Origin of the sequence: Sorangium sp. So ce1153, from assembly GCF_051521595.1 — a bacterium.
Taxonomy (GTDB): Bacteria; Myxococcota_A; Polyangia; order Polyangiales; family Polyangiaceae; genus Sorangium.
The window spans coordinates 8300375-8325063 of the sequence record NZ_CP150361.1 but is presented as its reverse complement, the minus strand read 5'-3'; the positions used below and the strand labels follow the sequence as shown (position 1 = coordinate 8325063).

Annotated in this window: 22 protein-coding genes; 12 read left to right on the top strand and 10 right to left on the bottom strand. The window is 70.3% G+C overall.

Features of this window, described 5'->3' with window-relative positions; genetic code table 11:
• The gene (locus WME85_RS29985; protein WP_437302453.1) at positions 1 to 732 is read left to right on the top strand and encodes an ABC transporter ATP-binding protein; all 732 of its coding nucleotides are present in this window, start codon (positions 1 to 3) and stop codon (positions 730 to 732) included.
• Positions 726 to 1928 carry an ABC transporter permease gene (locus WME85_RS29980; RefSeq protein WP_437826149.1) on the top strand — a complete coding sequence of 401 codons (1203 nt, stop codon included), beginning with the start codon at positions 726 to 728 and terminating at the stop codon, positions 1926 to 1928. Before WME85_RS29985 ends, WME85_RS29980 begins: the two co-directional genes overlap by 7 nt.
• Positions 1929 to 1953: 25 nt before the next feature.
• On the opposite strand, the gene WME85_RS29975 is transcribed toward WME85_RS29980, so the two are convergent.
• Positions 1954 to 2307 (bottom strand): hypothetical protein, encoded by a 354-nt coding sequence (locus WME85_RS29975; protein ID WP_437826147.1) that lies wholly within the window; start codon positions 2305 to 2307, stop codon positions 1954 to 1956.
• Positions 2308 to 2330: 23 nt separating this feature from the next.
• Here WME85_RS29975 and WME85_RS29970 point away from each other — a divergent pair, with 23 nt between their 5' ends.
• Positions 2331 to 2672 (top strand): hypothetical protein, encoded by a 342-nt coding sequence (locus WME85_RS29970; RefSeq protein ID WP_437826145.1) that lies wholly within the window; start codon positions 2331 to 2333, stop codon positions 2670 to 2672.
• A 38-nt stretch (positions 2673 to 2710) separates the two neighbouring features.
• Here WME85_RS29970 and WME85_RS29965 read toward each other — a convergent pair whose 3' ends face one another.
• From WME85_RS29965 to WME85_RS29955, 3 genes are read right to left on the bottom strand one after another with little or no spacing between them, the layout of a single operon-like run.
• Entirely contained in the window at positions 2711 to 4060 is a 1350-nt protein-coding gene (locus WME85_RS29965) for an AAA family ATPase (protein WP_437826143.1), read from the bottom strand.
• A gap of 11 nt (positions 4061 to 4071) precedes the next feature.
• Complete coding sequence (locus tag WME85_RS29960) at positions 4072 to 4980, bottom strand: IS630 family transposase (protein WP_437842383.1); 909 nt, start codon at positions 4978 to 4980, stop codon at positions 4072 to 4074.
• Positions 4875 to 5204: a helix-turn-helix domain-containing protein gene (locus WME85_RS29955; protein WP_437826894.1), complete on the bottom strand. Its 330-nt coding sequence runs from the start codon at positions 5202 to 5204 to the stop codon at positions 4875 to 4877. The genes WME85_RS29960 and WME85_RS29955 overlap by 106 nt, the downstream gene beginning before the upstream one ends.
• Before the next feature lie 290 nt (positions 5205 to 5494).
• Here WME85_RS29955 and WME85_RS29950 point away from each other — a divergent pair, with 290 nt between their 5' ends.
• From WME85_RS29950 to WME85_RS29930, 5 genes are all read left to right on the top strand, one after another.
• Entirely contained in the window at positions 5495 to 5977 is a 483-nt protein-coding gene (locus WME85_RS29950) for a hypothetical protein (protein ID WP_437826141.1), read from the top strand.
• Between the two features lie 100 nt (positions 5978 to 6077).
• Positions 6078 to 6791 carry a zf-TFIIB domain-containing protein gene (locus tag WME85_RS29945; protein ID WP_437826139.1) on the top strand — a complete coding sequence of 238 codons (714 nt, stop codon included), beginning with the start codon at positions 6078 to 6080 and terminating at the stop codon, positions 6789 to 6791.
• A 333-nt stretch (positions 6792 to 7124) separates the two neighbouring features.
• The gene (locus tag WME85_RS29940) at positions 7125 to 8660 is read left to right on the top strand and encodes a glycoside hydrolase family 26 protein (protein WP_437826137.1); all 1536 of its coding nucleotides are present in this window, start codon (positions 7125 to 7127) and stop codon (positions 8658 to 8660) included.
• A 47-nt stretch (positions 8661 to 8707) separates the two neighbouring features.
• Positions 8708 to 9856, top strand: a complete 1149-nt coding sequence (locus WME85_RS29935; protein ID WP_437826135.1) for a PAS domain-containing protein — start codon at positions 8708 to 8710, stop codon at positions 9854 to 9856.
• A gap of 590 nt (positions 9857 to 10446) precedes the next feature.
• Positions 10447 to 11859, top strand: coding sequence for a heme-binding domain-containing protein (locus WME85_RS29930; protein ID WP_437826133.1), 1413 nt, complete (start codon positions 10447 to 10449; stop codon positions 11857 to 11859).
• Between the two features lie 51 nt (positions 11860 to 11910).
• On the opposite strand, the gene WME85_RS29925 is transcribed toward WME85_RS29930, so the two are convergent.
• The 3 genes from WME85_RS29925 to WME85_RS29915 are packed head-to-tail and all read right to left on the bottom strand — an operon-like array spanning position 11911 to position 14614.
• Positions 11911 to 12735 carry an ABC transporter ATP-binding protein gene (locus WME85_RS29925; RefSeq protein ID WP_437826131.1) on the bottom strand — a complete coding sequence of 275 codons (825 nt, stop codon included), beginning with the start codon at positions 12733 to 12735 and terminating at the stop codon, positions 11911 to 11913.
• Positions 12736 to 12737: 2 nt separating this feature from the next.
• Complete coding sequence (locus tag WME85_RS29920) at positions 12738 to 13571, bottom strand: ABC transporter permease subunit (protein WP_437826129.1); 834 nt, start codon at positions 13569 to 13571, stop codon at positions 12738 to 12740.
• Positions 13568 to 14614, bottom strand: a complete 1047-nt coding sequence (locus tag WME85_RS29915) for a sulfonate ABC transporter substrate-binding protein (protein WP_437826127.1) — start codon at positions 14612 to 14614, stop codon at positions 13568 to 13570. Before WME85_RS29915 ends, WME85_RS29920 begins: the two co-directional genes overlap by 4 nt.
• A gap of 436 nt (positions 14615 to 15050) precedes the next feature.
• Here WME85_RS29915 and WME85_RS29910 point away from each other — a divergent pair, with 436 nt between their 5' ends.
• The 3 genes from WME85_RS29910 (at position 15051) to WME85_RS29900 (ending at position 18298) form a co-directional block, all read left to right on the top strand.
• On the top strand, positions 15051 to 15758 hold the full coding sequence (locus WME85_RS29910; RefSeq protein WP_437826126.1) for an SDR family NAD(P)-dependent oxidoreductase: 708 nt from the start codon (positions 15051 to 15053) through the stop codon (positions 15756 to 15758).
• 242 nt (positions 15759 to 16000) lie between these two features.
• Complete coding sequence (locus tag WME85_RS29905) at positions 16001 to 16687, top strand: hypothetical protein (RefSeq protein ID WP_437826125.1); 687 nt, start codon at positions 16001 to 16003, stop codon at positions 16685 to 16687.
• A gap of 345 nt (positions 16688 to 17032) precedes the next feature.
• Positions 17033 to 18298 carry a pectate lyase family protein gene (locus WME85_RS29900; RefSeq protein ID WP_437826123.1) on the top strand — a complete coding sequence of 422 codons (1266 nt, stop codon included), beginning with the start codon at positions 17033 to 17035 and terminating at the stop codon, positions 18296 to 18298.
• A 210-nt stretch (positions 18299 to 18508) separates the two neighbouring features.
• On the opposite strand, the gene WME85_RS29895 is transcribed toward WME85_RS29900, so the two are convergent.
• Both WME85_RS29895 and WME85_RS29890 read right to left on the bottom strand, forming a co-directional pair.
• Complete coding sequence (locus tag WME85_RS29895; protein WP_437826120.1) at positions 18509 to 19546, bottom strand: NAD-dependent epimerase/dehydratase family protein; 1038 nt, start codon at positions 19544 to 19546, stop codon at positions 18509 to 18511.
• Between the two features lie 349 nt (positions 19547 to 19895).
• Positions 19896 to 22028, bottom strand: a complete 2133-nt coding sequence (locus WME85_RS29890) for a glycoside hydrolase family 52 protein (RefSeq protein ID WP_437826118.1) — start codon at positions 22026 to 22028, stop codon at positions 19896 to 19898.
• Positions 22029 to 22873: 845 nt separating this feature from the next.
• On the opposite strand from WME85_RS29890, the gene WME85_RS29885 reads away from it, so the two are divergent.
• On the top strand, positions 22874 to 23362 hold the full coding sequence (locus WME85_RS29885; protein ID WP_437826116.1) for an FHA domain-containing protein: 489 nt from the start codon (positions 22874 to 22876) through the stop codon (positions 23360 to 23362).
• A gap of 74 nt (positions 23363 to 23436) precedes the next feature.
• Here WME85_RS29885 and WME85_RS29880 read toward each other — a convergent pair whose 3' ends face one another.
• The gene (locus WME85_RS29880; RefSeq protein WP_437826114.1) at positions 23437 to 24513 is read right to left on the bottom strand and encodes a hypothetical protein; all 1077 of its coding nucleotides are present in this window, start codon (positions 24511 to 24513) and stop codon (positions 23437 to 23439) included.
• Between the last annotated feature and the right edge of the window lie 176 nt (positions 24514 to 24689).

The following is a 24689-nucleotide window of genomic DNA, read 5'->3' as shown; positions in this document are numbered from 1 at the left end:
ATGGACGTCCCCGTCTTCGTCAGCGGCCTGTCCAAGGTCTACCACGCCGATCGCGAGGACCTCGCGGTGCGGGCGGTCGACCGGATCGGCTTCGAGGTGCGCCGCGGCGAGTCGGTCGCGATCATCGGGCCGTCGGGGTGCGGGAAGTCGAGCCTGCTGAACATCCTCGGGTGCCTCGACCGGCCGACGGAGGGCACGTACCGGCTCGGGGGGCGCGACGTGGCGGAGCTCGACGACGACGAGCTCGCGGCGCTCAGGAACCGCCACATCGGGTTCGTGTTCCAGAGCTTCAACCTGCTGCCGCGGATGACGGCGGCGGAGAACGTCGAGCTCCCGCTGCTCTACGGGGCGGTCAAGGACAGCCGCGCCCTCGCGGAGAGCGCGCTCGCGCGCGTGGGGCTCGCCGCGCGGGCGAAGCACCTGCCGTCCGAGCTCTCCGGCGGGCAGCGGCAGCGCGTCGCGATCGCGCGGGCGATCGTGACGCGGCCGTCGATGCTGCTGTGCGACGAGCCGACGGGCGCGCTCGACAGCCGGACGGGGCGCGACGTGCTGGAGCTCCTGCTGTCGCTGAACGCGGACGGGACGACGCTCGTCATGGTGACCCACGACCTCGGCGTGGCGCGGTCGCTCGCGCGCGCCATCCACATGAAGGACGGCCGCATCGTGGCCGACGGCCCGGCGAGCGCCGTGGTGGCGGCGTTCCACGCGAGCGAGATGGAGGCGACATGCTGATCAAGGAGACCGCGAAGAGCGCGTGGCGCTCGCTCGCCTCGAACCGCCTGCGCACGCTCCTCACGATGCTGGGCATGATCATCGGGACGGCCGCGGTGGTCGCGGTGCTCGGGATCGGGGAGGGCGCGCGCAGCAGCGTCGAGGGGCGGATCCGGTCGCTCGGCGCCAACCTGCTCATGGTGCGCCCGGGGTCGGCGTCGACGAGCGGGGTCCGCTCCGGCACGGTCAAGACGCTGACCGAGGACGACGCGGAGGCGCTGAAGGGGCTCGACGGGGTGGCCGCTGTCGCGCCGGAGCGGAGCGGCAGCGCGCAGCTCCGGTACATGGCGAGCAACCTGAACGCGTCCGTGACCGGGATCACGCCGGCGTATCTGGAGGTCCGCTCGCTCTCGATGGGGAGCGGCGTCCCGTTCTCGGACCTCGACCAGCAGCAGCGCGCGCGCGTGGTGATCCTCGGGGCGAACGTCGCGCGGCAGCTCTATCCGGGGGGATCGCCGCTCGGCACGCGGCTCCAGATCAACGGGAGCGCGTTCCGGGTGGTCGGGGTGCTCGCGGAGAAGGGCTCTGGGATGGGCTCGCCGGACGACGGGGTGTTCGTGCCGCTGTCGACGCACCGGTCGGTGCTCTTCGGGCAGGACCACCTGTCGACGATCTCGCTGCAGCTCGCGAGCGAGGACCGGTCGGACACGGTGATCGCGCAGCTCGAGCAGCTGCTCCGCCTGCGCCACCGGCTGCGCGCGGATCAGCCGAGCGATTTCGAGGTGCGGTCGCAGGCGGAGATGCTGGCGACGATGGGGCAGATCACGGGCACCTTCACGACGCTGCTCGGCAGCGTGGCGGCGGTGTCGCTGATCGTCGGCGGCATCGGGATCATGAACATCATGCTGGTCTCCGTCCGGGAGCGCACCCGCGAGATCGGCGTGCGCATGGCGGTGGGGGCGCGCCGCCGGGACATCATGCGGCAGTTCCTCGTGGAGGCGGTGGTGGTGTCGCTCGCGGGCGGCGTGGCCGGCGTGGGCCTCGGGTACGGGGCGGCGGTGCTGCTGTCGCGCTTCGGGGAGTGGGCGACCATCGTGCCGCCGTACGCCGTCGGGCTGGCGCTCGGGGTGTCGATCCTCATCGGGATCACGTTCGGCGTGGGGCCGGCGCGTCGCGCGGCGCGGCTCGACCCGGTGGAGGCGCTGCGGTTCGAGTGAGCCGCTGCGTGGGGGGGCGGCCGGGTCAGGCTGGCCGGGTGGCGGCGAGGGCGGCGAGCAGCGAGGGGTTGTGGTGGAGCGTCTCCACGGCGTGGTGGAGGGACTTCTCGGCGTAGTAAACCGTTTCCACGTCGAGGCTTTCGGCCAGCTGGCGATTGTGTTGGCCCTTGAAGCAGACCTCACTCTTGGGCTTCAGGACCTCATCCAGCGCGCCGCGGTCGTTGGTCCAATGCTGGAACAGGGAGACATGCTTTCCCCGGCACGCCGGGTTTTCCTCGCAGAACCGAGCCCCGGCGCGCGTGTTCTGGAAGAGCCATGCCTCGATGCTGTAGTACGGTACGAGGAGAAGGAGCTGCGATAGGGCCAGGTTGCCGGCCATAGGGTACCGCGCTGGGGGCGCCGATGCTCGACGAACTGGCGCACGTCGGTCTCGATGAAGCTGCGGAATTTCGCGACGTTCTCGCTCGCCTCGCGCTCCGACCAGGGGCGGTCTCCGTCGATGTGGTAGAGCACGAAGGCGCGGTCGCTCTCGAGGAGCTTCGTGGCGATGTACCCGATCAGGTCGAGGCGAGCACGGTAGTCCCTCGGCTCCCGGCTCTTCCAGAGATTGCCGCGGAGCGCCTTGCGCACGCCCTCTCCCTCCGGCGGCTCGAAGCGGACACGTTGCCAGTCGTAGCTGCCGTCGACGAGGCGGAGGACATTCTTCGCGAGCGCGACGAGCGTGTCGTGCGCGCTTTCGGCTGAATCCTCGCTGAGCACCAGGATCGAGCAGCTGGCGACGCTCACCAGAGCCCCCGCGTCCGCAGGATCTCGCCGACGTGCTCGATGCCGACCTGGTAGGCGCGGTAGAACATGTCGGCCTCGTCGTCGGTCATGTTGCGCCAGATCATCCGCTCGCGGTCGCCGTCGGCCTGGTTGCGGCAGAGGATGAAGCTCTCCTTGACCTGTTCGGCGGACTCGAAGGACAGGTAATCGAGCAGGAGCGGGTTCTGGCTGGTGAGGAACGCCTGCCGGTCGCCGATGGCCGTCATGCACTCCTCGATCCACGCGTGGTGGAGCCCGTTCACCAGCTCGTCGGCGATCACGAAGCTGGGGTTCGCGTCGAGGTAGTAGAGGAAGGCGAGCAGGCGCTTCTGACCGTAGCTCAGGTGCTGGTCCTGGAAGATCGAGCCGTCGCGGCGGGTGAACCAGAACTTGAGGTTGCCGAACTCGAAGTGTTCTATTAGCTTGCGCCTTACATCGTTTTCGAGCGCTTCGAATTCTGTACTCTTATCGACTAAATCAATCTTTATGGTGGCCGAGCGCAGCCCTAGCAGTTGCACCAATCCGGAGAGGAAGGCGAGTTGCTCATCGTTCATGGAGTAGTCGGTGGCTCCATCGATCAACCCGAGCTTCATGGCGTCTAGGATTCCCTTTGATACGACTCCCTGGCCAGAGCTAACAATGGATGGTGAACCGGGTCGTGCTCTGTCTTTGATGAATCGATCGAGGTGTATGCGTGGTCGCAGATCGTCCTTGGAGACGTCGACTTCGTCTTCTCTTGCTGTGAGCGCACGGAACATGTCCAGCGATTCGTCGAATCGGTAGGCGTTCCGGAGATCTGTGACGATATTAACCGGAGTGCTCTCCTCGCGTATCGCGGTTCCGAGGAGGATGATCCCGTTCAGGAGTCCTCGTCCGCCTTTGACAAAGCGCAGCGACAATTCATGGTCAAGGTCCGCGTCGTGGATGATAAGCTGATCGTCCGAGCGGCGGATCGACGCTGTCGTCTGACGATCCGATATGCTCAGAGTAAATTCAAAGTTCGGCACCTCGGGGATGGCATAGGCACCCTCAAGACCCGCGCCGGCCATTGGTGGCAGACGAAAGAGCTCGGCCGGCTCGGTTTCGGGCTCCCGGCTCGAGATCGTCCCGGTCAGCGACCCCTGAGGGAATGTCAGATCGAGCTCGATCGAGAACGGATCGCCCGGGTCCGTCAGGTTCGTCCTGAGGACCTTCGAGATCAGCGAGAGGAGCGTCGTCTTGCCGGCGCCGTTCGGACCGAGCAAGACGTTGCGGCGGTCGCTAAAGATGAGCTCGCATGGCTCCACGTTGCGGTAGCGGTGGATCTTGAGGCGCTTCAGCTTGACCACGGTGTGGCAGCCTAGTTCCGCCCGCCTGAAGTTCTGCCGCGGTTCGTGGACCAGGACGCCGGCCGGTAGGTCCAGTGAAAGGGCTGGTCGGTCTGGTTATGCCAGAGCATGTAGGCGTAGAGCGCCTCACGAAGCTCGTCCTTGGAAACGAAGGAACCACGAGCAAGAACGCGCGCGTGCAGGATCGAGAAGGCGCACTCGATCTGGTTCAGCCACGAGGCGTGCTTGGGCGTGAAGTGGCGCTTCCACCGAGGGTGTTCGTCGAACCAGTCGAGCACGTCGTCCGTGTCATGCGCGGACAGGTTGTCGCAGATAATGTGGCCGTCGCCTTCGGGGTAGCAGGCATCGACGACGTTGAGCAGGTCCACGAACGTCAGGCTGTTGTGGTCTTCGGAGACGAAGCCGAACAGCTTGCCCCGACGGACGTCGAACGCGCCCATCAAGGTCAGCGTGCCGTGGCGGATGTACTCGAACTCCCGACGCACCGGCTGCCCTGGTCGCATCGGCAGATCGGCGTAACGGCGTTCGAGGGCTTGCATGCCGGTCTTTTCATCGAGGCAGATGATGTGCTCATCGGTCGGCGTGTCGTAGTAGACGTGCAGCACGTCGTCGCGCTTGTCGCGGAACTCGTCGTCCTGCGACGTTAGCCACATTTTTTGCCGGTGGGGCTGCAGGGCCGCCCGGCGCAAGATGCGCCGGACCGACGACTCGCTCGCCTCGATCCCGTTGCGCAGCACCTGCGCGCTCAGCAGAGCGCAGGACCATTGCGTGACGGGAACCCCCGCGTCCTTTGGTGGACGACAGGCCTCGGCTTCTACCCGCGCACAGTCGGCGGCCGAGAGAGAGAGGGCGGACGCCCTGACCGCGGGGCATCCGCAAGCTTGCTCTCCGGAGCCGGACCGCGAAACCGCGCACGCCAGCGCTGAACGGTCCGGGGATGGACGCCGAGAATCTTGGCGACATCGCCCGGCGTTACGCCGTCGGCCATCAGCAGCAACGCCTCGCCCCGCCGCACGATGCGCTTTTCCGTCTTGTCCGGACGCAGGGCCGCCTCCACCGTCGTGCGCTGGTCTTCCGACAGCGCGAGCGGCACGGTGCGCGGCCCCGGGTGCGATCGGCCTGCCCAGGGTGCGGGATTGATCATGCTCCCGGGCTAGCGGAGCCCGGCATCTACGGCCAAATTTCTGGCGGCCGGAACTAGTCCCCGGCACCGCCGGCGGGCAACGAGAACGCCTCCTTCTCGGTTCACTCGGCACGCCACGGGGGCGGCGCGCCTGCTCGTTCTGGACTGCTCGTTCCAGAATGCGCGCCGGAGCACCATCCCGCAGCGGCGCTCCGGTTCTTCCCTACCGACGCTGGGACACGGCCGTAGGCCCTGCGATCGCCGAGCTTTTCAGTGCGAGGTCGCCGCGGGCTCGCTATCCTGTCCTGGGCATGGCGGTCTTGCTGCAGAACGAGCACCTGACGGTCACCTACGAGCAGGAGCTCTCGACCGTCCGGAGCACCCGCTCTGAGCTCCCGTATCCGTCGCCCGACGAGTTCATCCGGGTCCACACCGAGGCGCTCCAGGTCTACGAGTCGCTCGATCGCGGGCGGCTCGGCCACCTCATCGACCTCCGCCGGCCCCCCATGAACAACGACCCGACGTTCGAGGCCGCGACGATGCGCACCCGCAGCATGCTCGTCCAGGAGTTCGCCGCCGTCGCCATCGTGGTGCGCACCGCCGTCGGCGCCTTGCAGGTGAACCGGCTCCTGCGTGAGGAGAACAACGACAACGTCCTGGTGTTCCACGACGAGGATGTCGCGGTGGGATATCTCCACGAGGAGCTCGGGAAGCGGTTGAGCCGCCCCAGCCCGGTGCCGGACCTCGGCTCCAGGAGCTCCCGTCCCTCGATCCGACACGCCAGGCTGCGCTGAGCCGGCATACCGTGACGACCGCAGGACCACGTCGCCTCCCCGCGCGGGGGCGACTGCCACGCAGCTTCTCGTGGGGGTGCGCTTCCTCTAGATTCAGGGGATGCGCGACGGTGGCACCCCGTGCCCGCTCTGTGGCCTCGCTATCGACGCGGAGGGGCGCTGTTACCCTGGCTGCCCGGGGCCGCTCGCCGCCGTGCGCTGCGGCGGCTGCTATCAGCTGAACCCGCACGACGCGGAGCGGTGCGCCGGCTGCGAGCACGAGCTCGGCCTGGAGCCGATCGCGGAGCCCGACGCGCTCCGCTGCCTGGAGTGCGACGAGCCCATGTCCGCGTTCCGCGCCCCGACAGGCCTGCTGCGCGACTGCGGCCGATGCGGCGGCCAGCTCGTCGAGCACGCGCTGCTGCGCGACCTGCTCGAGCGCCGCGAGAGCTACGGCAAGAGCGCGCCGAGGCCGCCGCGGCGCCCCGAGCACGTCGACGTCCGCGTGCGCTACGTCCGCTGTCCGGCCTGCGGCCAGCGGATGAACCGCAAGAACTTCGCCGGAAAGAGCGGAATCATCGTCGACATCTGCAGAGAGCACGGCACCTGGCTCGACCGGGGCGAGCTCCCGCAGCTCCTCCTGTTCGCCGAGTCCGGGGGCGCCGCGAGCGCGCGGCTGCGGCAGGCCGAGGACGCGGAGCGCGCGCGGCGGCAGGCGGAGCTCGCCAGGGACGCGGCGAGGCGGAAGAGCGCCGTCGTGGTCGCCTCGCCCTGGGAAGCCCGGCGGGCCGCGGTGGAAGACCTGCTCGAGCTGCTGTGGGAGATCACCCGCTGAGCTAGTGCCCGCTGAGCTGGTGCCCGCTGAGCTGGTGCCCGCTGAGCTGGTGCCCGCTGAGCTGGTGATCGCGCGCCCGGCGATGGGCGACAGGCAACGGGCGACAGGCGACAGACAGCAGATGAGATGACCGCGGGCGCGGAGCGCCGCCGCCGGATTACAACTCTTCGCCGGTTCATAACACTACTTCACAAGCGAGGTCTCACAAGACACCATGTTGCGGTCAATGCGTGCAGCGTGGCTGCAGAAGGCGCGAAATTCGATGAAAGTCTTGCCCTTCGATTCATGTGTGCTTTCTCTACTCCCATGATGACTTCTCGGACCCGCTTTGCCTTGTTCAGTAAACGACTCCTCCTGTCCGCCGCGCCCGTCCTCGTCGCCGCGTGCGGCTCGGAAGATCTCGCCGGCTCCGAACGGCCGGATCAGCAAGCGTCCGCCGTCGCGGCGGCGGTGAGCCTCTCGCCGACGAGCGACGTCGCGCTGAGCCAGATCTGGGGCGGCGGCGGCACGGCGCCCATCTACGCGCTGGTCGACGACGGCACCTCGTTCGCCGCGAGCGACGGCGGCAGCACGTTCGCGCGGAGCGCGCCCGGGGCCGCGACAGCGTCGCTGACGCTCGGCTACCCGAGCGCCCCGGCGGGCGGCGCGAGCCAGGTCGTCGTCAACTACCAGGCCTGGGCCATCAACAGCGGCGCCGGGACCGTCCGTGTCGCGCTCTACGACGGCGATACCCTGATCGGCACCGGCCCGGCGCGCGCCCTCTCCGCGAGCCGACAGAACCTGAGCGACACGTTCAGCGGCCTGTCGGTGGTCAATGGCGACCGGCTCCGGACCGAGCTCGTCTTCCAGAACACCGCAGGGCAAGGCTCGCTCGTCGCCTCGGTCGTCTGGATCGACGTCGCGCCCGCGGACGACGGCGCGCCCACCGGAGGCGAGCCCGTCGTGTCGGACAAGCTCGTTCCAAGGGACGGCGCCTGGTGGGGCGCTTACACCCCGGCGGGGGCCGCGGGCTGGAACTGGAAGCTCGCGATGGAGAGATTCGAGGAGAAGGTCGGCCGCAAGGTCGACATCGTGTACCGCTACCACGACTGGGGCACCACCGATAACGGTGTCTTCCCCGACGTGCACGAGACAGCGCAGATGAACGAAGGGCGCATCCTCCACCTGTCGTGGGAGACGCGCCGTTACTCCGCGGGCCAGGACGTCACGTGGACGGCGATCGCGAACGGCTCGCAGGACGCCGTCATCGACGCCGCTGCGCAGCGCGCGAAGAACGCGCCAGGCAAGTTCATGATCTCCTTCGACCACGAGATGGACAACACCGCGGTTCACGGCTCGGACGGCCCGGACGCCGACTACGTCGCTGCGTACCGGCGCATCATCGACCGGTTCCGCGCGGCGGGCGTGACCAACGTCGTGTGGGTCTGGACGCCGATGGGCTGGAGCGGCACGCGCAGCCGGCTCCCGGGCCTCTACCCGGGAGACAGCTACATCGACTGGCTCGGGTACGATCCGTACAATTTCTACGTGTGCAACAACGGGGGGTGGAAGGACCCGGCGACGACGTTCGCGAGCCACTACGACTGGATGCACGAGCCGGCGCAGATGGCCTGGCACGGCTCGAAGCCGTACATCCTGAGCGAGTTCTCCAGCCACGAGGACCCGGCTGACCCGAACCGCAAGGGCGCGTGGATGCGCGGCGTCGTCGACGCCCTGAAGCGGTTCCCCGACATCAAGGCGGTGCAGGTGTTCAACTCGAACGCGACCCTCAAGAGCCCCTGCAACCTCGTCGTCGACTCGAGCAGCCAGTCCGTGGCGGGCTACGCGGCGGCCGGGAGCGACCCGTACGTGAACCAGCCGCACGACTGAAGCCGCGTGCAGGGGGGCCCGGGCCGTCGTATGACGTGCCGCCACGAATGACGTCCCTCGACCAGCGCCTGTCGGCCCTCGAGCTCTCCATCCTGCCGACGTGGGTCTACGACCACGATCTCTACCGCTTCCCGTGGGCCAACGCGAAGGCCCTCCAGTTCTGGCGCGCGACGGATCGCGCCGAGCTGCTCTCCCGCGACCTCTCGGACCTGTCGCCGGCCGTCCGGGCGCGGCTCGACGGCTACGTCCGCGTCCTCGCGGAGGGCGGCACGGTCGTGGAGGACTGGACGCTCTACCCGCGCGGGAAGCCCGCCACCGTGACGCTCCACGGCCAGGCGATCCGCCTCGACGACGGGCGGCTCGCCATCCTGTTCCAGGCGCTCCCGAAGGGGGCCGGCGTCGACGCCTCCATGGTCCGCGGCGTGGAGGCGGTCCGCCACTCGTCGGTGCTGGTCAGCCTCGTCGACCGGGAGGGAACGGTGCTCTTCCACAACCCCGCGGCCCTGCGCGCCTTCGGCGACGCGCCGCGGATCGACGCGGCCTTCCCGGACGAGGGCGCGGGCGCGGCGGTCCGCGGCGCGATCGACGCCGACGCGCCCTGGTCAGGGGAGGTGCAGGTCCTCACGGCGGACGGCGAGCGGTGGCACCAGGTCGAGGCGCGCCGCACGACCGATCCAGTGACCGGCGCGCCCGCGGTGCTCGTCCAGCAGCTCGACGTCACGGCGCAGCGGCGCGCCGAGGGGCAGATCGAGGAGCAGGGCCGGCTCATCGACGAGCTGAACCGCTCGCTCGCCCTCGTCGAGGAGCAGAGGCGGCAGATCCTCAAGCTCTCGGCGCCGATCCTCGACGTCGGCCGGGGCACGCTCGCCGTGCCGCTGATCGGGCGCCTCGACGCGGAGCGCGGCGGCGAGCTCGGCGAGCGGCTCCTGCCCGCGATCGTCGCGCAGCGGGCGTCGCACGTGGTGCTCGACGTGACCGGCGCGGACGCGCTCGATCCGGACGGCGCCGCCGCCCTGGAGCAGCTCGCGCGCGCGATCCAGCTCCTCGGCTCCCGGCCCATCCTCACCGGCGTCCGCCCGGAGGTCGCCCGCGCGCTCGTCGACGTCGACCTCGGCGAGGACCTGGTCGTCCTGCGCAGCCTGGGCCGCGGCCTGGAGGTCAGCCGGAGGCGGGCCGCAGGGCGGCGGCGCGCCTGAGGCGCGCGAGGCTGCCGGCTGCTCAGCGCTGGCGCATCCAATCGTTCATGGGGGCTCGACCGCGCGCCGCCGCGTCCTGCTGCACACCCCGCAGGGATCCATTCCGAAACATCCGTCCGTCATGACGGATGAATGTTTCGGGAAGCAATCGGGGAATATCTTGAAAATTCCCCTTGATAGGTCCGTCTCTGTAATGCAGTATCCGTTATGGCGGACGGATGGTGTGGTCTGCCTTTCGTTTTCGTCGCTCAGGACGGAAGACGGAGTACCCACTCCGGCTGAAGACCGCTCTAGATCTCGCGCCTTCCGCGCGATCGAGCGCTGCGCAGCGATCTGAATCGACATCGTCTCCCCCGCGCGCGCAGCGGTCGCGCGGGGCGATGGCATCGGTCGAACGCGGGCCCCGCAGGCGGCCTGCGCCTGTCGACGACTCCCGGGCGCGCGTGCCCCCGGAGCTTCGTTCCGACGACCGGCCAGCGCTTTCCCTGTTCCCTGCGAGGGCCCGCGCCCGCGCAGGAAGGCACCGCCGACATCCTCACGTTGGAGTCCGAGCCATGCGACGTCTGCTTCGTCGAAAAGTCACGACGGCTGTGGTTGCGTTGCTGGCGTTCTTCGGAACGCTGGTTGTATGGGACCAGTATTTCAACTTCCTCAAGGCGGACGAGCTCCCTGACTCGGCGTCCGTGACCAGCCTCGAGGTGATGGCGCAGCGCTACAGGGAGCAGATCCAGCCCATCGTGAAGGCCAAGTGCTTCGCCTGCCACAGCGCGACCGAGGAGCGGCCCTTCTTCTATCACATCCCCCTCGTGAGCCACGTCGCGCAGCCCTACGTCGACGAGAAGATCCAGCGGGCGCGGGTGAACTTCGACGTGGCGAACGACTTCCCTCACCGCCGCCGCAGCTCGGCGCTGGAGTTCATCTTCAAGATCCAGCACGCGGTCGAGGCCAACGCCATGCCGCCGCTCCCCTACAAGACGCTTCACCTCGGCCACGCGCTCAGCGGCGCCGAGCGGGAGCTCATCCTGCGCTGGGCGGCCGAGAGCTCGGTCGCCCTCGAGCGCTCGGGGACACAGGAGGTCCGCCCCACCATCGCCAACATCCCGTCGGAGGAGCTGCCGCACGTCATCGCCAAGGGGATCATCGCCGCCTGCCCGACGGCGGCGCCGGACGACGAGAAGGCGCGCGACCTCTGCGCCGAGCGGCTGAAGGGCTTCGACGTCCTGCGGGACGCGATGAAGGAGCCCTTCCTCTGGTCCCGGCAGAAATACGAGGGAGACTTCGGCTTCGAGCACACGAGCGCGACCTTCATGAACCCGCTCGTCTGGCGCACGGTCTACCTGTCGATCTTCTCGTTCGAGAGCGATTACCGCGTCGAGAAGATCGGCGGGCTCACGGTCATCCACCTCCCTTACCACTTCCGCAACAAGCTCGACCCCGGCGCGTTCCCCTATCCGTTCTGGCACCAGCCGAAGAAGTGGGACGCGTACCAGACGACGGTGGAGCTCTTGCTGGTCATGAAGCAAGACCGGGTGATCGGCGCGCTGCGATCGGCCGAGAGCGACGAGAGCCGGCCGCGGGTCCACAGGGAATGGGACCACCAGTTCATGTGGCGCGGCGAGGACGGCCGGGAGGAGCCGCGCTACACGCTCTACGAGAACCTCTTCTCGAAGGAGAACCCGCACGTGAAGGACCTCGACCGGTCCTACAGGAAGATGTCGGAGGCGTTCCGGAAGCACAACTGCCTCGCCTGCCATGATCCCGAGAACTCCGCCGGCATGCGCATCCTCGAGCTCTTCAGCTTCCCGAACCAGGCGCTCGCGGGGCGCAACCGGATCCTGCGGATCTTGCAGGCGAGCGAGATGCCGCCGCTCGGCGGCATCAAGGACGAGGCCCACCGGGCGGAGCTCCTCGCCCTGGCGAAGGACTTTCAGCAGCACGCGAACGACGCGCTGCGCTTCGAGAACGAGAACTACGTCATCCAGGACGAGGTCGAGGTGAAATAGGCGGGCTGCTGTGACTCCTTGGTGATCGTGGACCGTGCTCCTGGCTCGCCCTCACTCGGCGCCGGCGCCGGCCAGGAGCGGTGACGTCACGGGCGGAGGGAAGGTCGCGCGCGGAGGGGGGCGCGTCGACGGGCCGTCGCCGGAAGCGAAGATCGCCTCGAGCAGCGCGCCGGTGAGGCGACCGACCTCCGGGACCTCCCTCGCGCGCGGCCGCGGCAGGTCCACCGCGACGCTCTCCACGATGCGCCCCTCGTCGAAGACGAGCACGCGGTCCCCGAGCAGGACCGCCTCCTGGACGTCGTGCGTCACCAGGATGGCCGTGAAGCCGTGCTGGGTCCACAGCGACTCGACGAGGCGCTGCGCGCCGATCCGGGTGAGGGCGTCGAGCGCGCCGAACGGCTCGTCGAGGAGCAGGACCTTGGGGTCGTGCACGAGCGCGCGCGCGAGGGCGACCCGCTGGCGCTGGCCGCCCGAGAGCACGCCGGGGTAGTCGTCCTGCCGGTCGAGGAGGCCGACCCGGGCGAGGACGTCGCGCGCGCGCTCGCGGCGGTCCTTCGGCAGGCCGATGCAGACGTTCTGGAGGACGGTGCGCCACGGCATCAGCCGGGGCTCCTGGAAGACGACGCGCACCGCCGAGCCGCCCGCGATGCCCTCCGGCGTCAGGATGCGCGCCGCGCCGCCCGTGGGCTGCTCGAGGCCGCAGAGGATGCGGAGCAGGGTGCTCTTGCCGGACCCGCTCCGCCCGACGACGGTCAGGAGCTCGCCAGGGCGGACGTCGAGCTCGATGCCCGAGAGGACGAGCTTCTCGTCGAAGCGCTTCTCGAGCCCCTGGAGCTGGACCCGTGCGCCTCTGCGATGAGTGTGCGGCACGCTCATGTTCACCTCGCATCCATTCGCTGCAGTCGAGGTTGCCAGGGCAGCAGCTGGCGCTCCGCCCACCGCGCCAGGGAGTCGGCCAGCTTGCCGAGGATCGCCCAGAGCACGATCGTGAGCACGAGGAGGTCCATCTGCATGAACTCCCGCGCGTTCATCGCGACGTAGCCGAGGCCCTGGGACGCGCCGATCGTCTCGGCGACGATCAGCACGAGCCACGCGAGCCCGAGCGCGAAGCGGAGGCCCACAAGGATGGACGGGAGCGCGCCGGGGAGGATGACCTCGCGGTAGAGCGCGAGCCCCCGGACGTCGTAGACGCGCGCCATCTCGATGATGTGCGGGTCGACGCTGCGCACGCCGTGGAAGGTGTTCAGGTAGACGGGGAAGAGCACCGTCACCGCCACGATGAAGAGCTTGGCCGTCTCGCCCAGCCCGAACCACAGGATGACGAGCGGCACGAGCGCCAGCGCGGGGATGGCGCGGAGCATCTGGATGGGCCCGTCGACGACGAGCTGGAGCGCGCGCGAGAGCCCTGTCGCCAGGCCCAGCACGAGTCCAATCGCGGCGCCGATCACGAGGCCGCCGAGCGCGCGCAGCGCGCTGACGCCGAGGTGCGCCGGCAGGTCGCCGCTCCTCGTGGCGTGGACCGCGGCCAGCACCACCTCCGAGGGCGACGGGAGCAGGCTCTTCGGGATGACGTGCAGCCGGGACAGGGCCTCCCAGATCACGACGAGCGCGATCGGGGCGACCCAGGGGGCGAGGCTCCGGCCGACCGCGCGCCGGTCGACCACGCCGCCGCCGGTCGCGCCGGTCGCGCCCGGCGCGCCGCTGGCCGTCATCGGACGCCCCCGTACACGGCCGCCGACAGGAACGCGTCCTCCACGCGGACGTCACGCGGGATGATCGCGAGGCGGTGGAGCGTGTCGGCGATGTCCTGCTGCTTCTTCAGGATCTCGGGGGTGATCGGCAGCAGGCCGAAGGAGCGCCGGCGCTCGGAGGTGAGGAACGCCTCGTAGGCGACGCCCGACGACCTCGCGAGGATCTGCGAGGTCTCCTCCGTGTGCTCGCGCTCCCACTGGCTCAGGGTCTGGTACTCCTCGAGCACCGTCCGCAGGAGCTCCGGCTGCTCCTCGGCGAACTCCCGCCGGACGACGTAGAAGAGGTGGTTGTCGACGAGCCCCTCGCCGCTCTGGAGGACGCGCGCGCCGGCGAGCTCCGCCGCGGCGAGGAACGGGTCCCAGATCACCCAGGCGTCGACCTTGCCGCTCTCGAAAGCGCTCCGCGCGTCCGCGGGCGCGAGGAACGAGACCTGGATATCGTCCAGCGTCAGCCTGGCGGCCTCGAGGGCCCGGATCAGCAGGTAATGCACGTTGGAGCCGCGGTTGACGGCGACGCGCTTGCCCTTCAGGCCCGCGACGCTGGTGAGCGGCGAGTCCTTCGGCACGAGGATCGCCTCGGCCTTCGGGGCCGGAGGGTCGGTGGCGACGTAGACGAACGGCACGCCGCCCGCCTGCGCGAAGACCGGGGGCGTCTCGCCGACATGGCCGATGTCCACGGCGCCGGCCCGCATGGCCTCCAGCAGCGGAGGCCCGGCGTGGAACTCGATCCACTCGGCGCTGGCGCCCCTGGCCTCGAGCGCCTTCTTCAGGTTGTCGGCGCGGTCCTTGAGGAGATAGGGGGTGCCGATCTTCTGGTAGCCGAGCCGGACGACCACCGCCTCGCGCCTGTCCGGCGCCTGCGCCTGCGCCGGAGCGCCCGCGTCGCCCGCGGTCGCGGCGCCTGGCTCACCGCCGGGGCGATCGCAGCCGAACAGGACGCACGCCAGCGCGGCGCATCCCAGCAGCCCGGAGCGGATCGTCGTGAAGGGGGTGTGCCTGATCATGGGGGGTTCTTCCGAGGCCTTCCGGCTCGCCAGGGGCGGGTTGGGTCGATTCCAGGTACACAGGATCCGGCGAGGAAATCGGACCTGGATGTAATTGCAACTTCAAAGCAGCCGCCGTGCCAGGCAGGAGCCCTGACTTTTCGCGCTGTTGCAGCGATCTTTCGCTGATCGAGCCCGGGGAGCGGTGCTGCTCCAGCAGCACGCGATCAGCAAGGAGTGCTGATGGGGCAGCAGTATTGCGCTCTGGGTGAATTTGTTGACCCACGGAGCACGCCGCCTCGACACCGCGCGGCGTCGCATCGGCGAGGCCATGGGGGCGGTGGGCGGTGGGCGCCGCGCGGCGGCGCTGCGGGCCCTGCCGGCGCGCTCCGGCGCGCTCCGGGGCCGCTCGCTTTTCTGGTGCCAGGCAGGACAGCCTCTGCGATAAGGCGCCGCCATGACGGTGGAAATTCGAGGAAAGTGGGCGCTGGTCACCGGCGCGAGCCGGGGGATCGGGAAGCAGGTCGCGCGCGGCCTCGCGGGGCTCGGCTGCAACATCGTCCTGCACAGCCGCGACGCGGCGCACACGCGGGAGCTCGAAGGGGAGCTCGCCGGCAAGGGCGTCCGGGTGAGCGCCGTCTCGGGCGAGCTGTCGGATCAGGCGGCGGTCGATCGCATCCTGGACGCCGCCCTCGCCGCGTCGGGCGGGATCGACATCCTGTACAACAACGCCGCGATCATGACCCCGTTCCGCGCTTCGTACATCGAGACGCCGGCGGAGGACTTCCGGCTGAGCTTCGAGGTGAACGTGATCAGCCCGATCCGGATCACCTACCGGCTGCTCCCGATCATGCTGAAGCGCGGCTGGGGGCGCATCGTCCAGGTGACCTCCGGGATCCAGGACCAGCCCGAGCTGATGGCGTACGCCGCGTCGAAGGCCGCGCTCGACAAGTTCGTGCGCGACACGGTCCCGTCGCTGCGCGGCACCGGCGTGCTGATGAACCTCCTCGACCCGGGCTGGCTGCGGACCGATCTCGGCGGGCCGAAGGCGCCGAACGACGTCGAGTCCGTCCTGCCGGGCGCGCTCGTGCCGGCCCTCGTCGACGGCGAGGTCCACGGGGTGTTCTTCCGCGCGCAGGACCACGCGCGCCCCGCCGCGCGCTGAAGCGCTCCCGCGTCGCGCGCCGTCGGACGTCGGCCTTCGGACGGCGCGCGGTCGGTGATCAGGCCCGCGCGGACCCGAACGACTTCGACCGATCCAACCTCATCGTCTACCTGCCTGTGGCGGGCCCTGGCGGATCGATGCCTGTTCGCTCGGGGGGGCCCGCAGCATGGCTGTGCCTGTACCGGGGGATGCTGGCGTATTGTATCGCGCCGGCGGTGTGTGTGTTGCTAAGGTACCGGGAGGTGAACGAGAGCTCGAACGTGGGGACGGCGACGAGACGGCGCGCGGTGGGGGGTGCAGGGCGAGCTTCCCCGGCGCGCGCGGCGGTGGCCGGCGCGCGTCCAGCGCGGTGGGCGGCGCTGCTCTCCGTGCTGGCCTGCGCCTGCTCGCTGCAGGGGTTGTCCCCTGGGTGGGACGCGTCGTCCTCCGGGGGAGAAGCGGGCGTGTCGAGCGGGGCTGGCGCGACGGGCGGGGAAGGCGGGAGCATCCGCGAGAGCATCGAGATCGAGGCCGAGAACGAGGAGCTGTGCATCCTCTACGGCGGGTTCATCCGGGTGGAGGACGCGAACGCGAGGGGCGGTTACTATGTGGCCGTCCCCGAGGAGCTGGATTGCAACACGGACCAGGTCGACTGCCTGTTCCAGATCACGAAGGCCGGCACCTACCAGATCACGGCCAGGGTGGCCGAGGGGCCCCTGGAGGGCGAGGACAACTCGTGGTGGATCCGCGTGGATTACGAGCCGGAGGAGGGATACCGGTACGACATGGCCGGCTCCGAGTTCCACGTCGATATCGTCAGCGACACGTCGGACTCGAAGCCGAAGCCGCTCACCTTCGATCTCGCTCCCGGGGAGCACAGCGTCTCGTTCGGCTGCCGCGAGGACGGGGCCAAGCTCGACTGGGTCGGGCTCGTGCGACTCGGTCCTTGAGCGTCGCCGCCAGCGGCGTCGGTGAGCCGTGTGACACCGCGCGCTCGGCGTCACAGGGGTCGAGTGACCGACGGCCGACGGCGCCGCGACCGTTCGTGTCCACAGTGTCAACCCGAGGTTGACGGCCTCGTCCACGGCGCCCGCGCGCGGCCCGGCGGAGAGCGCGCGCAGCGGGCATCTCCGCGGGGAAATGCCGTGAGAGCGCGCGAACACGGCGGCCTCGCTCCGCCGTGATCTGGTGGCATGTGCGTTGCTGTGAAGCTTCGCTGACGGCCCGTGCGCAGTCCGGCTTCTCCATCCGCGCCGCGCGAGCTGCTTGGCTCATCACGGAAAGGTAACTTGCTCATGAAGTGCGAATCTCGAGTCGCTCTGGCCGCGCTGATCGCGGTCAGCATCTCGTCGGTCGGCTGCGGGTCGGAAGGGTCGGATCCGGGCGAAGACGACGGGGGTCAGCCGACGAGCAGCGCCAGCGTCAGCTCCAGCAGCGGCGCCGGCTCCAGCGGCAGCGGCGCGACCAGCGGCAGCTCCAGCAGCAGCACCGGCGGTATCGGCAGCGGCAGCGGCAGCGGCGCCGGCGGCAGCGGCGAGGGCGGCGCCGCCAGCGGCACCGGCGGCAGCGGCGAGGGCGGCGCCGCCAGCGGCACCGGCGGCAGCGGTGAGGGTGGCGGCGCCACCGGCACCGGCGGCGGCAGCTCCGGCCCCGTCGACTTCAGGCTCTACGGCTATGCCACGACCGGCGACGGCACCACCGGCGGCAAGGGCGGAGAGGTCGTCTCCGTGAGCTCGCTCGACGCCCTGAAGACGGAGGCGGCGAGGTCCGGCGCCCTGATCATCCAGGTCACCGGCAAGATCCGCGGCAGCGGCGACGACGTGGACGTCGCCTCCGACAAGACCATCGTGGGCGTCGGGTCGAGCGGGGAGATCGAGGGCGTCGGGCTCAACCTGCGGAGGTCGTCCAACATCATCCTCCGCAACCTGAAGATCCACCACGTGCTGGCCAGCAGCGGCAACGGCGACGGCATCCACATGGACGAGAGCCACAACATCTGGATCGACCACTGCGAGCTCTGGGCCGACTCTCCCGCCGTGAACTCCGACAAGGACAAGTACGACGGCCTCATCGACGCGACCCACGAGTCCTCGGACATCACGATCTCGTGGACCTACCTGCACGATCACTGGAAGGGCATGCTGGTCGGCTCGTCGGACAGCGACGACAGCGATCGCCGCATCACCTTCCATCACAACCACATCAACAACGTGAACTCTCGCCTGCCGAGCTACCGCGGCGGCAATGGCCACGTGTTCAACAACTACTTCGAGAACGTCGCCACGTCGGGGGTGAACTCGCGGGTCGGCGCCTGCCTGCGGGTCGAGGGCAACCACTTCTTCAAGGTCAAGAACCCCATCACCACGCTGGACAGCGCGGCCGGCGGCACGGACCGCAAGGACAACGTGTTCGAGGAGACCACCGGGACGCAGGCCTCCGGCGCGGACTGCGCCTGGAGCGCGCCGTACGAGTATCCGCTCGACAGCTCGGCCGCGGTCAAGGCCGTCGTCCTGGAGCACGCCGGCGTCGGCAAGACCGATCCTCTCGAGAACCTGCCCTGAGCGCGCGCCGGCGCGCCCGCTGCGCGCCGGCGCGAACGCCCGGAGCACGTCGCTGACGGACACCTCGGACAACCCTCACCTGGCGGGATCCCGTGCTGATATCGAACGCGTACAGCCTGTCGCTCCTCTTCGTGGAAGAGCTGCGCGCCGAGAGCGCACGGGTCACGGGAGAGCCCCGCCGCCGCCCGCACGAAGGGGCGGCGGCAGAGATCAGGACTCGGGCTCGTTCCCCCAGGTATTGAAGTCGTGCACCTGCCCGGGGGCGGGCTTCTCGCCCTTCGTGAACGCGTCGAGCAGGACGTCCTGAAGGGGCTCTTCCGCCGCGCGCCGGTAGGCCCCGGCGCGCTCCGACCAGGCGATCTGGCGGCGGAAGGTCTCGACCAGCGGGACGGTGGTCCGGAAGCCGAGGTCGCGCGCGGCCTTGCTGTTGTCGAAGGTCGACCCGTATTGGTAGATGAACTTGACGCCGACCATGCGGCGAGGGGCGACGTCATAGAGCCAGTCGGTCGGGATCGAGACGACGGGGGACTTGCCGCCGGCGGCCTCCTGCAGCGCGGCGAAGATGCCGCCCCACGTGGTGTGCTCGTCGCTCGTGAGGTGATAGGCTTGCCCGTAGGCCTTCTCGTTGCCGAGGGCGTTGACGAACCCCCGGGCCACGTCGGAGACGTGCGCGATGGCCCACGGCGTCGCGCCGTCGTCGTGGACGACGAGCGGGAGGCCGCGGCGGGCCCGGTCGGCCATCGAGTCGTCGAAGTAGAGCGAGCCGAGCGCCGTGTGCCCCTCGCCCGTCGTGAACGACGGCCGCAGGATCGTCGTCTTCAGCCCGTTCTGTCCGTTCGCCGCGAGCAGCGCCGACTCGATGCGCGACTTGTTCTGGCCGTACTTCGTCACGGGGCGGTGCGGCTCGTCGTCGCGCGCCGGCGAGCGCGTGAGGGGACCGCCGTAGACGCACACCGTCGAGCAGACGACGAGGTGGTCCGCGCGGCCCGAGAACGCCCTGAGCAGCGATCCGGCGTTCTCCGGGGCGAAGGCGACCATGTCGATCACGGCGTCGAACGTGCGCTGCTGCATCTCGCGCTCGAACTCGTCGTACTTCCAGCGATCACCGACGATGACGTCGACGTCCCCCTCGAACCGCCGCGCCGTCACCCCCCGGTTGAAGAGCGTGACGCGATCGCCCCGCGCGAGGAGCTGCTCCACGATGGCAGTCGAGATGAGCCCGGTCCCGCCGATGATCAGAACTCTCATGAAAGCACCTCGGTCGATGGCCCTTGTCCAGGGCAGGCCCACGCAGGGAAGAGCGGACGGCTTCATGTCCGGAGGGGCTCCGGGATGTCAAGTTGGAACGGGCGCGCGCCGCCGGCCGCGAGCGCCGCGAGCGCCGCAGACGGGGCGCCGCGAGCGCCGCAGACGGGGCGCCGCGAGCGCCGCAGACGGGGCGCCGCGAGCGCCGCAGACGGGGCGCCGCGAGCGCCGCAGACGGGGCGCCGCGGCGGCGCGCGGCAGGCGCGCCCCGATCGGGGCGCGCGGCGGGCGTGGCAGGGGGCAGGTGGACGAGGCGCGGCGGCGGGCGCGCCCGGAAGGACGCTGTCGCGCGTTAGCGGCTCGACGACCTCTGCCTCGCGGGGGCCTCGTCGAGCCAGAGGATGGCGGTCACGCCGCGGGGGTAATAGCGGCTGCCGACGGGCACGCCGCGCTGCATCTGGTCGGAGTAGGCCCAGTAGCCGGACCCCTCGATCTGCCAGCGGACGTGGGCCTCCTCGTGGCGATCGGGGTCGGGGAGATCGACCCTCAGGATCGCGCGCGCGACGTGCTGGCAGAGCGCGATCTTGCTCGCCCAGGAGTTGTCGCTGCTGCTCGAGAGCTTCCAGCCCCCCTCGGGGAAGAGGCACAGGCCGGGCTTGAGCACCGCGTTGAAGTGGCGGCGGAGCACCCGGACGAGCTCGCCGTGCTCGCCCTCCGCGGCGTTGCCGTCGAGCAAGCCCATCACGTGCGGGTACAGGAGCCCCTCGATCGCGGGGACGATCGCGCTCTTCGAGCCGCTGCCGTCGAGCAGGGCGGGGATGTAGCCCAGCTGCTCGTCGAAGCCCGCCGCGATGGCGCGCGCGCTCTTCTGGCTCGCTGCCCTGGACTCCGCGGCGCGCGGGGCGTCGCCGCTGCGCTCGAGGAGGTGGGCGAGAATCACGTACGACGCCCACGTCTTGCCGGCCAGGTAGAGGTTGCCGCGCGCGCGCCCGAGGGAGTGGTCGAGCGAGTCGTAGGTCGTGATCTCGGCGCCGGTCCCGCAGCGGCTGCTGTCGAGCGCCATCACGCCGGTGCGCGCGCCGGGCTCGGGCGCGTCGCGGCGGAGCAGGCTGTCGAGCAGCTCGGGGAACAGGGCCCGGTGGCGCTCGAGGAAGGCCTTGTCGCCGGTGCGCGCGACGTACACGCCGGCGCAGCAGATCCAGTTCGTGAGCTGCTCGTACGTCATGTGGCTGAAGCAGCTGGCGTCGAGGTTCGGGCGCTCGTAGCTGGAGACGCCGGCGGGCGAGAAGTGGTTGCCGACGCCCATGTCGTGGGTGAACGCCACGCCGCCGGGCAGGAGCTCGCCGGGCGCGCCGGGGCGCTTCACCTTGTCGCGGTAGCTGTAGCGGGCGACGTAGAGGTCGAGGACGTCGCGCACGGCCCAGGCCGCGTACCGCAGCTCGAAGAAGAGGTGATCGATCGTGAGATCGAAGGTGTTCATCATCTCGTACTCGCCCTCGTTCACGACCCACAGCGGCGCGGGCGGCGAGGCGTCGTCGAGCGCGGTGTCCAGCCACTCGGTCGACCCGAAATAGCCGTGCGTCGCCTGGGCGAGCAGCCACTTCTGGTCGCGGGTGAGCGCGGAGCGCGAGAGCTCCTCGTCCCGCTGCGCCGCCTCGCGGACGAGCGCTTCGCGGTGCTCGAGGGCGTAGGCGAGGACGTCCTCGAGCTTCTTGAAGTGGCGGGTGTAGCCGTAGCGCGCCTCGATGCCGGTCGTGATCGCGCCGGCGTCGTGGAAGCCGAGCGCGATCCAGAGCTCGCGCTTCTCGCCGGCGGGGACCTCGACGACGAGGCCGCCGGTCTTGCCGAGGCGGTTCAGCCGGTCGGCGCTGCCGTCGAACGCGTTCTCGGGCGCGAAGGCCTGGAAGGCGCGGACGCCGGGCTCGGGGAGGGCGGCGAAGCCCCACTGCCGGGCGTGGGCGACGCCGGCGAGGCGGCCGTCGGTCGTCGACTCGAGGTCGCGCAGGCTCGACGCGTCGAGCGCGAAGAGGCCCTTGATGGGCTCGGCGCCGCCGGTGTTGTCGAGCTCGAGGCGCGCGATGAGCGCCGGACAGGACCGCCGGGCGACCTCGGCGGGCGCCGCCGTGCGCGGGTCGGGGATCGGGCCGAACGGCGAGAAGATGGCGAGCGTGAGCTTGCCGGCGCGGATCGTGTCGCTGGCCCAGCCGAGCTCGCGGCGGATGTCCTGCTCGCCGAAGACGCGGCGCATGCTCGTGTCGCGCACCAGGGTGACGCCGAACGGGACCTCCGGGCCGATCTCTGACGAGAAGTAGGGGAGGAGGCTGAGCACCCCGTCGCCCTCGCGGTAGCCGATGTAGAGGTTCGAGTTCCCCGGGCGGCCCACCTGCGAGGCGAAGCCGCCCCGGCGGTCGAAGCTGCCGAGCGTGAAGGAGGCAAAGGCGCCCACCGGCGCGTGCTGGACATTGTAGTTGGAGGAGGAGCTCACGGCGGCAACATACCGTAATCGCGGCGCGAAGCGCTCCCGAGGACGGCATGGGGCGCCAACAAAAATGGGCGTCTGCGCGAAGAGGCTCCCCGGGGCCGGCGCGACCCGGCGGCGGCGGTGGCGGGCGGTGACGGCGGGAGAGGGGGCCCAGCGGCAGCGGCTGCCGGGGCGAGGGCGCGCGGGGCCGCCGGGGAGGGGGGCACCAGGGTAGCGGCCGCCGGGCCGAGAGCAGACCGGCGAGCGGCGCGAGGCCTTCCTTGCCGCGGCCGAACATGCTTCCTCCTGGGGTCTTGTCCCGTGGAAAAGACCTCATCCGGAAAGCTCACGACCCCGAGCCCAGCTTGAGAATCCCCGAGTGTAACCAGAACATGCGGTTGTGCTCCGGGACGGCGTCAACACGAAGGGCCGCGGGTCACCGTTCATCGGGTGTGCGCGATCTCGATCACCCTTTCCGTGTCTCGCTCCGGCGTCGCGCGCAGCTCGGCGCGGCGCGCCCGAGCGCGTCGCCGCGGCCCGGGCCTTTGCCGGAGCGCCGCGCGCTGTGGCTGCGCCGTGGGTACACCGCGCATGTGCCGCGCGTGAGTCGCATGTGAGTCGCGCGTGAGCCGGGTATGTCGAGCGCCGACGGTGTGGTCCGCGCGGCGCCGCTGCGCTCTCTCCCAGCGCACACCATGGCGCCCAGCGATCCCGTCGTGGAGTGATGTATAAGGTCTTAACAGGCCCTGCCGGGCCGGCGATGTCCCTCCCGGCTGGGCGCTGCTCGCTCGGACAGCACGAAACCCGGGGAAGAACTTGTCATGTTGACCTTCGCGACCCTTTGTGCTCAGAGCCGCGCGCTCTCACGGATGGCCTTCGATCGAAGGTTCCCTCACGCCTGGCTGCTCCGGGAGCTAGGCCCCGACGACCAGCCCCCGCCGTCGTTCAAGACCGTCTTCGCCGGCACCTCGCCCGGAGCGAGCAACCAACCGGCGCTGTGCCGTCATCGGATCTCGTCGGGGATGACCGTCGCTTCCCACGGCTGCGAGCTCCTGGCGGTGACGAAGCGCCCGGAGAGCCCCTGGCAGGATCGCATCCTCATCGGGCGCGCGCTGAACAGCGATATCGTGCTGCGCGATCAGTCCGTCTCGAAGGTCCACGCGCACATCTCGGTCCTTGTCGCGGACACCCCGATGCTCCACGCGAGGAAGAGCACCAACGGCACGTTCCTGAACGACCGGCTCCTCTCGCCGGCAGGGGACGGCGTGCCCCTCCGCAGCGGCGACATCCTCCAGTTCGGCAACGTCGTCTGCGAGTTCATCCACAACGCCGATCTGTACCGGCTCGTCACCCGCTGACACGGGCGCTCCCCGCGGGATAGCTCGCCACCCGCGCGAGCTCGCCCGCCGCGCCCGGCCGCCGGCCGCCGCGATCAGCTCCGCGCCGGGTGGGGCGCGCGGAACAGCACCTCCACCGGGCCCGCGTGCGTCTCCACCACGTAGCTCGCCTCGACCGGCGCGCCGCCGCGGAACGCCCTCGCGATCTCCTTGCGCCGCTTCATCAGCTCGACGAGGCCGAGCGCGAGCGCCTCGGAGGCGGTGAGCTCCTTGGGCGTCGGCTTGCGGCCGATGAGGTCCTCATCGACCATCGCGAGCATGGGATACGCGTCCGGCCCGGCCAGCTCCCAGCGCTGCTCGTCGACCTCGGCGCGCAGCGCGGGGTGCAGGTCGCCCGCGCGGTCGAAGCTCAGCGAGAAGAAGCTCGCCGGCAGCGAGGCGGGCGGCGCGTCCGGGAGCTTGGCTGTCTCGGCGAGGTAGAGCTCGAACCCCTGCGCGCTCTCGAAGAGGAGCACGCCGTGGCTCTGGCCGGCCTGCCCGACGACGCACAGCGCGAGGTCGCGCGCGCCGAGCGACGGGATCGACAGCGCCATGATGTCCGCGTCGCTGGGCACCGCCTTCCAGGGCGTCGCGCGGTAGAGCGCGGCCGCCGCGCGGAAGAACGACGCCATCGCCGGCGCCTCGATGCCGCCCCCGAGGAAGCTCGGCGTCAGCCGGCCGTCCCGCGCGCCGAGGTGCTCCTCCAGGTCCTCGGCCACGACGTCGATCTCCGGCGTCGGCGCGACGCGGACGTCGATCTCCGGGCCGAGCCGCGCGCGCAGGGCGTCCGCGAGCGCGGGCGAGGCCACGCGCACGCGCTGGGGCAGGCGCGGCTCGCCCTCGAGCGGATCGCTGGCGGCCGCCTCGAAGCTGTCGACGGCGCCCGGCACGACATCGCCGGGGCGCAGCGCGGCGCAGCTCAGGACGAAGCCGCGCTCGGTCATCCAGACGACCGCCTCGGGGCGGTACGCCTCGTCGCCCTCGTGAACGAACGCGCGCAGGGAGAAGAAGCCGCCGATCCACGCCTCGTCCCGGCGGGGCAGGGAGGGCGCGCCCTTCTTCGCGCTCTTCTTGGCGCTCTTCTTCGCGCTGACCTTGGAACGCTTCTTCTTCGGGGCTGGTACGGAGGACATCAGGGCACCTGTTCGCGGGAGCGCTCCAGCCGGTACGCTCGATGGCCCGGGAGCGAGGGGGCGAGACCGGAAGCGGGAAGCGGACGCGCAACGCTAGCGCAAAGGCCGCGTGCGTCGAAGCGGAACGCCGGTGCGATGGCGACGCGCGCCGCGCGCCGCGCGCGTGGCCGCCGCGG

Bases quoted from the DNA above. Each gene is read 5' to 3' on its own strand.
- WME85_RS29985 (WP_437302453.1), top strand. From the start codon at position 1: ATGGACGTCCCCGTCTTCGTCAGCGGCCTGTCCAAGGTCTACCACGCC.
- WME85_RS29980 (WP_437826149.1), top strand. From the start codon at position 726: ATGCTGATCAAGGAGACCGCGAAGAGCGCGTGGCGCTCGCTCGCCTCG.
- WME85_RS29975 (WP_437826147.1), bottom strand. From the start codon at position 2,307: ATGGCCGGCAACCTGGCCCTATCGCAGCTCCTTCTCCTCGTACCGTAC.
- WME85_RS29970 (WP_437826145.1), top strand. From the start codon at position 2,331: ATGCTCGACGAACTGGCGCACGTCGGTCTCGATGAAGCTGCGGAATTT.
- WME85_RS29955 (WP_437826894.1), bottom strand. From the start codon at position 5,204: ATGATCAATCCCGCACCCTGGGCAGGCCGATCGCACCCGGGGCCGCGC.
- WME85_RS29950 (WP_437826141.1), top strand. From the start codon at position 5,495: ATGGCGGTCTTGCTGCAGAACGAGCACCTGACGGTCACCTACGAGCAG.
- WME85_RS29945 (WP_437826139.1), top strand. From the start codon at position 6,078: ATGCGCGACGGTGGCACCCCGTGCCCGCTCTGTGGCCTCGCTATCGAC.
- WME85_RS29935 (WP_437826135.1), top strand. From the start codon at position 8,708: ATGACGTCCCTCGACCAGCGCCTGTCGGCCCTCGAGCTCTCCATCCTG.
- WME85_RS29925 (WP_437826131.1), bottom strand. From the start codon at position 12,735: ATGAGCGTGCCGCACACTCATCGCAGAGGCGCACGGGTCCAGCTCCAG.
- WME85_RS29920 (WP_437826129.1), bottom strand. From the start codon at position 13,571: ATGACGGCCAGCGGCGCGCCGGGCGCGACCGGCGCGACCGGCGGCGGC.
- WME85_RS29915 (WP_437826127.1), bottom strand. From the start codon at position 14,614: ATGATCAGGCACACCCCCTTCACGACGATCCGCTCCGGGCTGCTGGGA.
- WME85_RS29910 (WP_437826126.1), top strand. From the start codon at position 15,051: ATGACGGTGGAAATTCGAGGAAAGTGGGCGCTGGTCACCGGCGCGAGC.
- WME85_RS29900 (WP_437826123.1), top strand. From the start codon at position 17,033: ATGAAGTGCGAATCTCGAGTCGCTCTGGCCGCGCTGATCGCGGTCAGC.
- WME85_RS29895 (WP_437826120.1), bottom strand. From the start codon at position 19,546: ATGAGAGTTCTGATCATCGGCGGGACCGGGCTCATCTCGACTGCCATC.
- WME85_RS29885 (WP_437826116.1), top strand. From the start codon at position 22,874: ATGGCCTTCGATCGAAGGTTCCCTCACGCCTGGCTGCTCCGGGAGCTA.
- WME85_RS29880 (WP_437826114.1), bottom strand. From the start codon at position 24,513: ATGTCCTCCGTACCAGCCCCGAAGAAGAAGCGTTCCAAGGTCAGCGCG.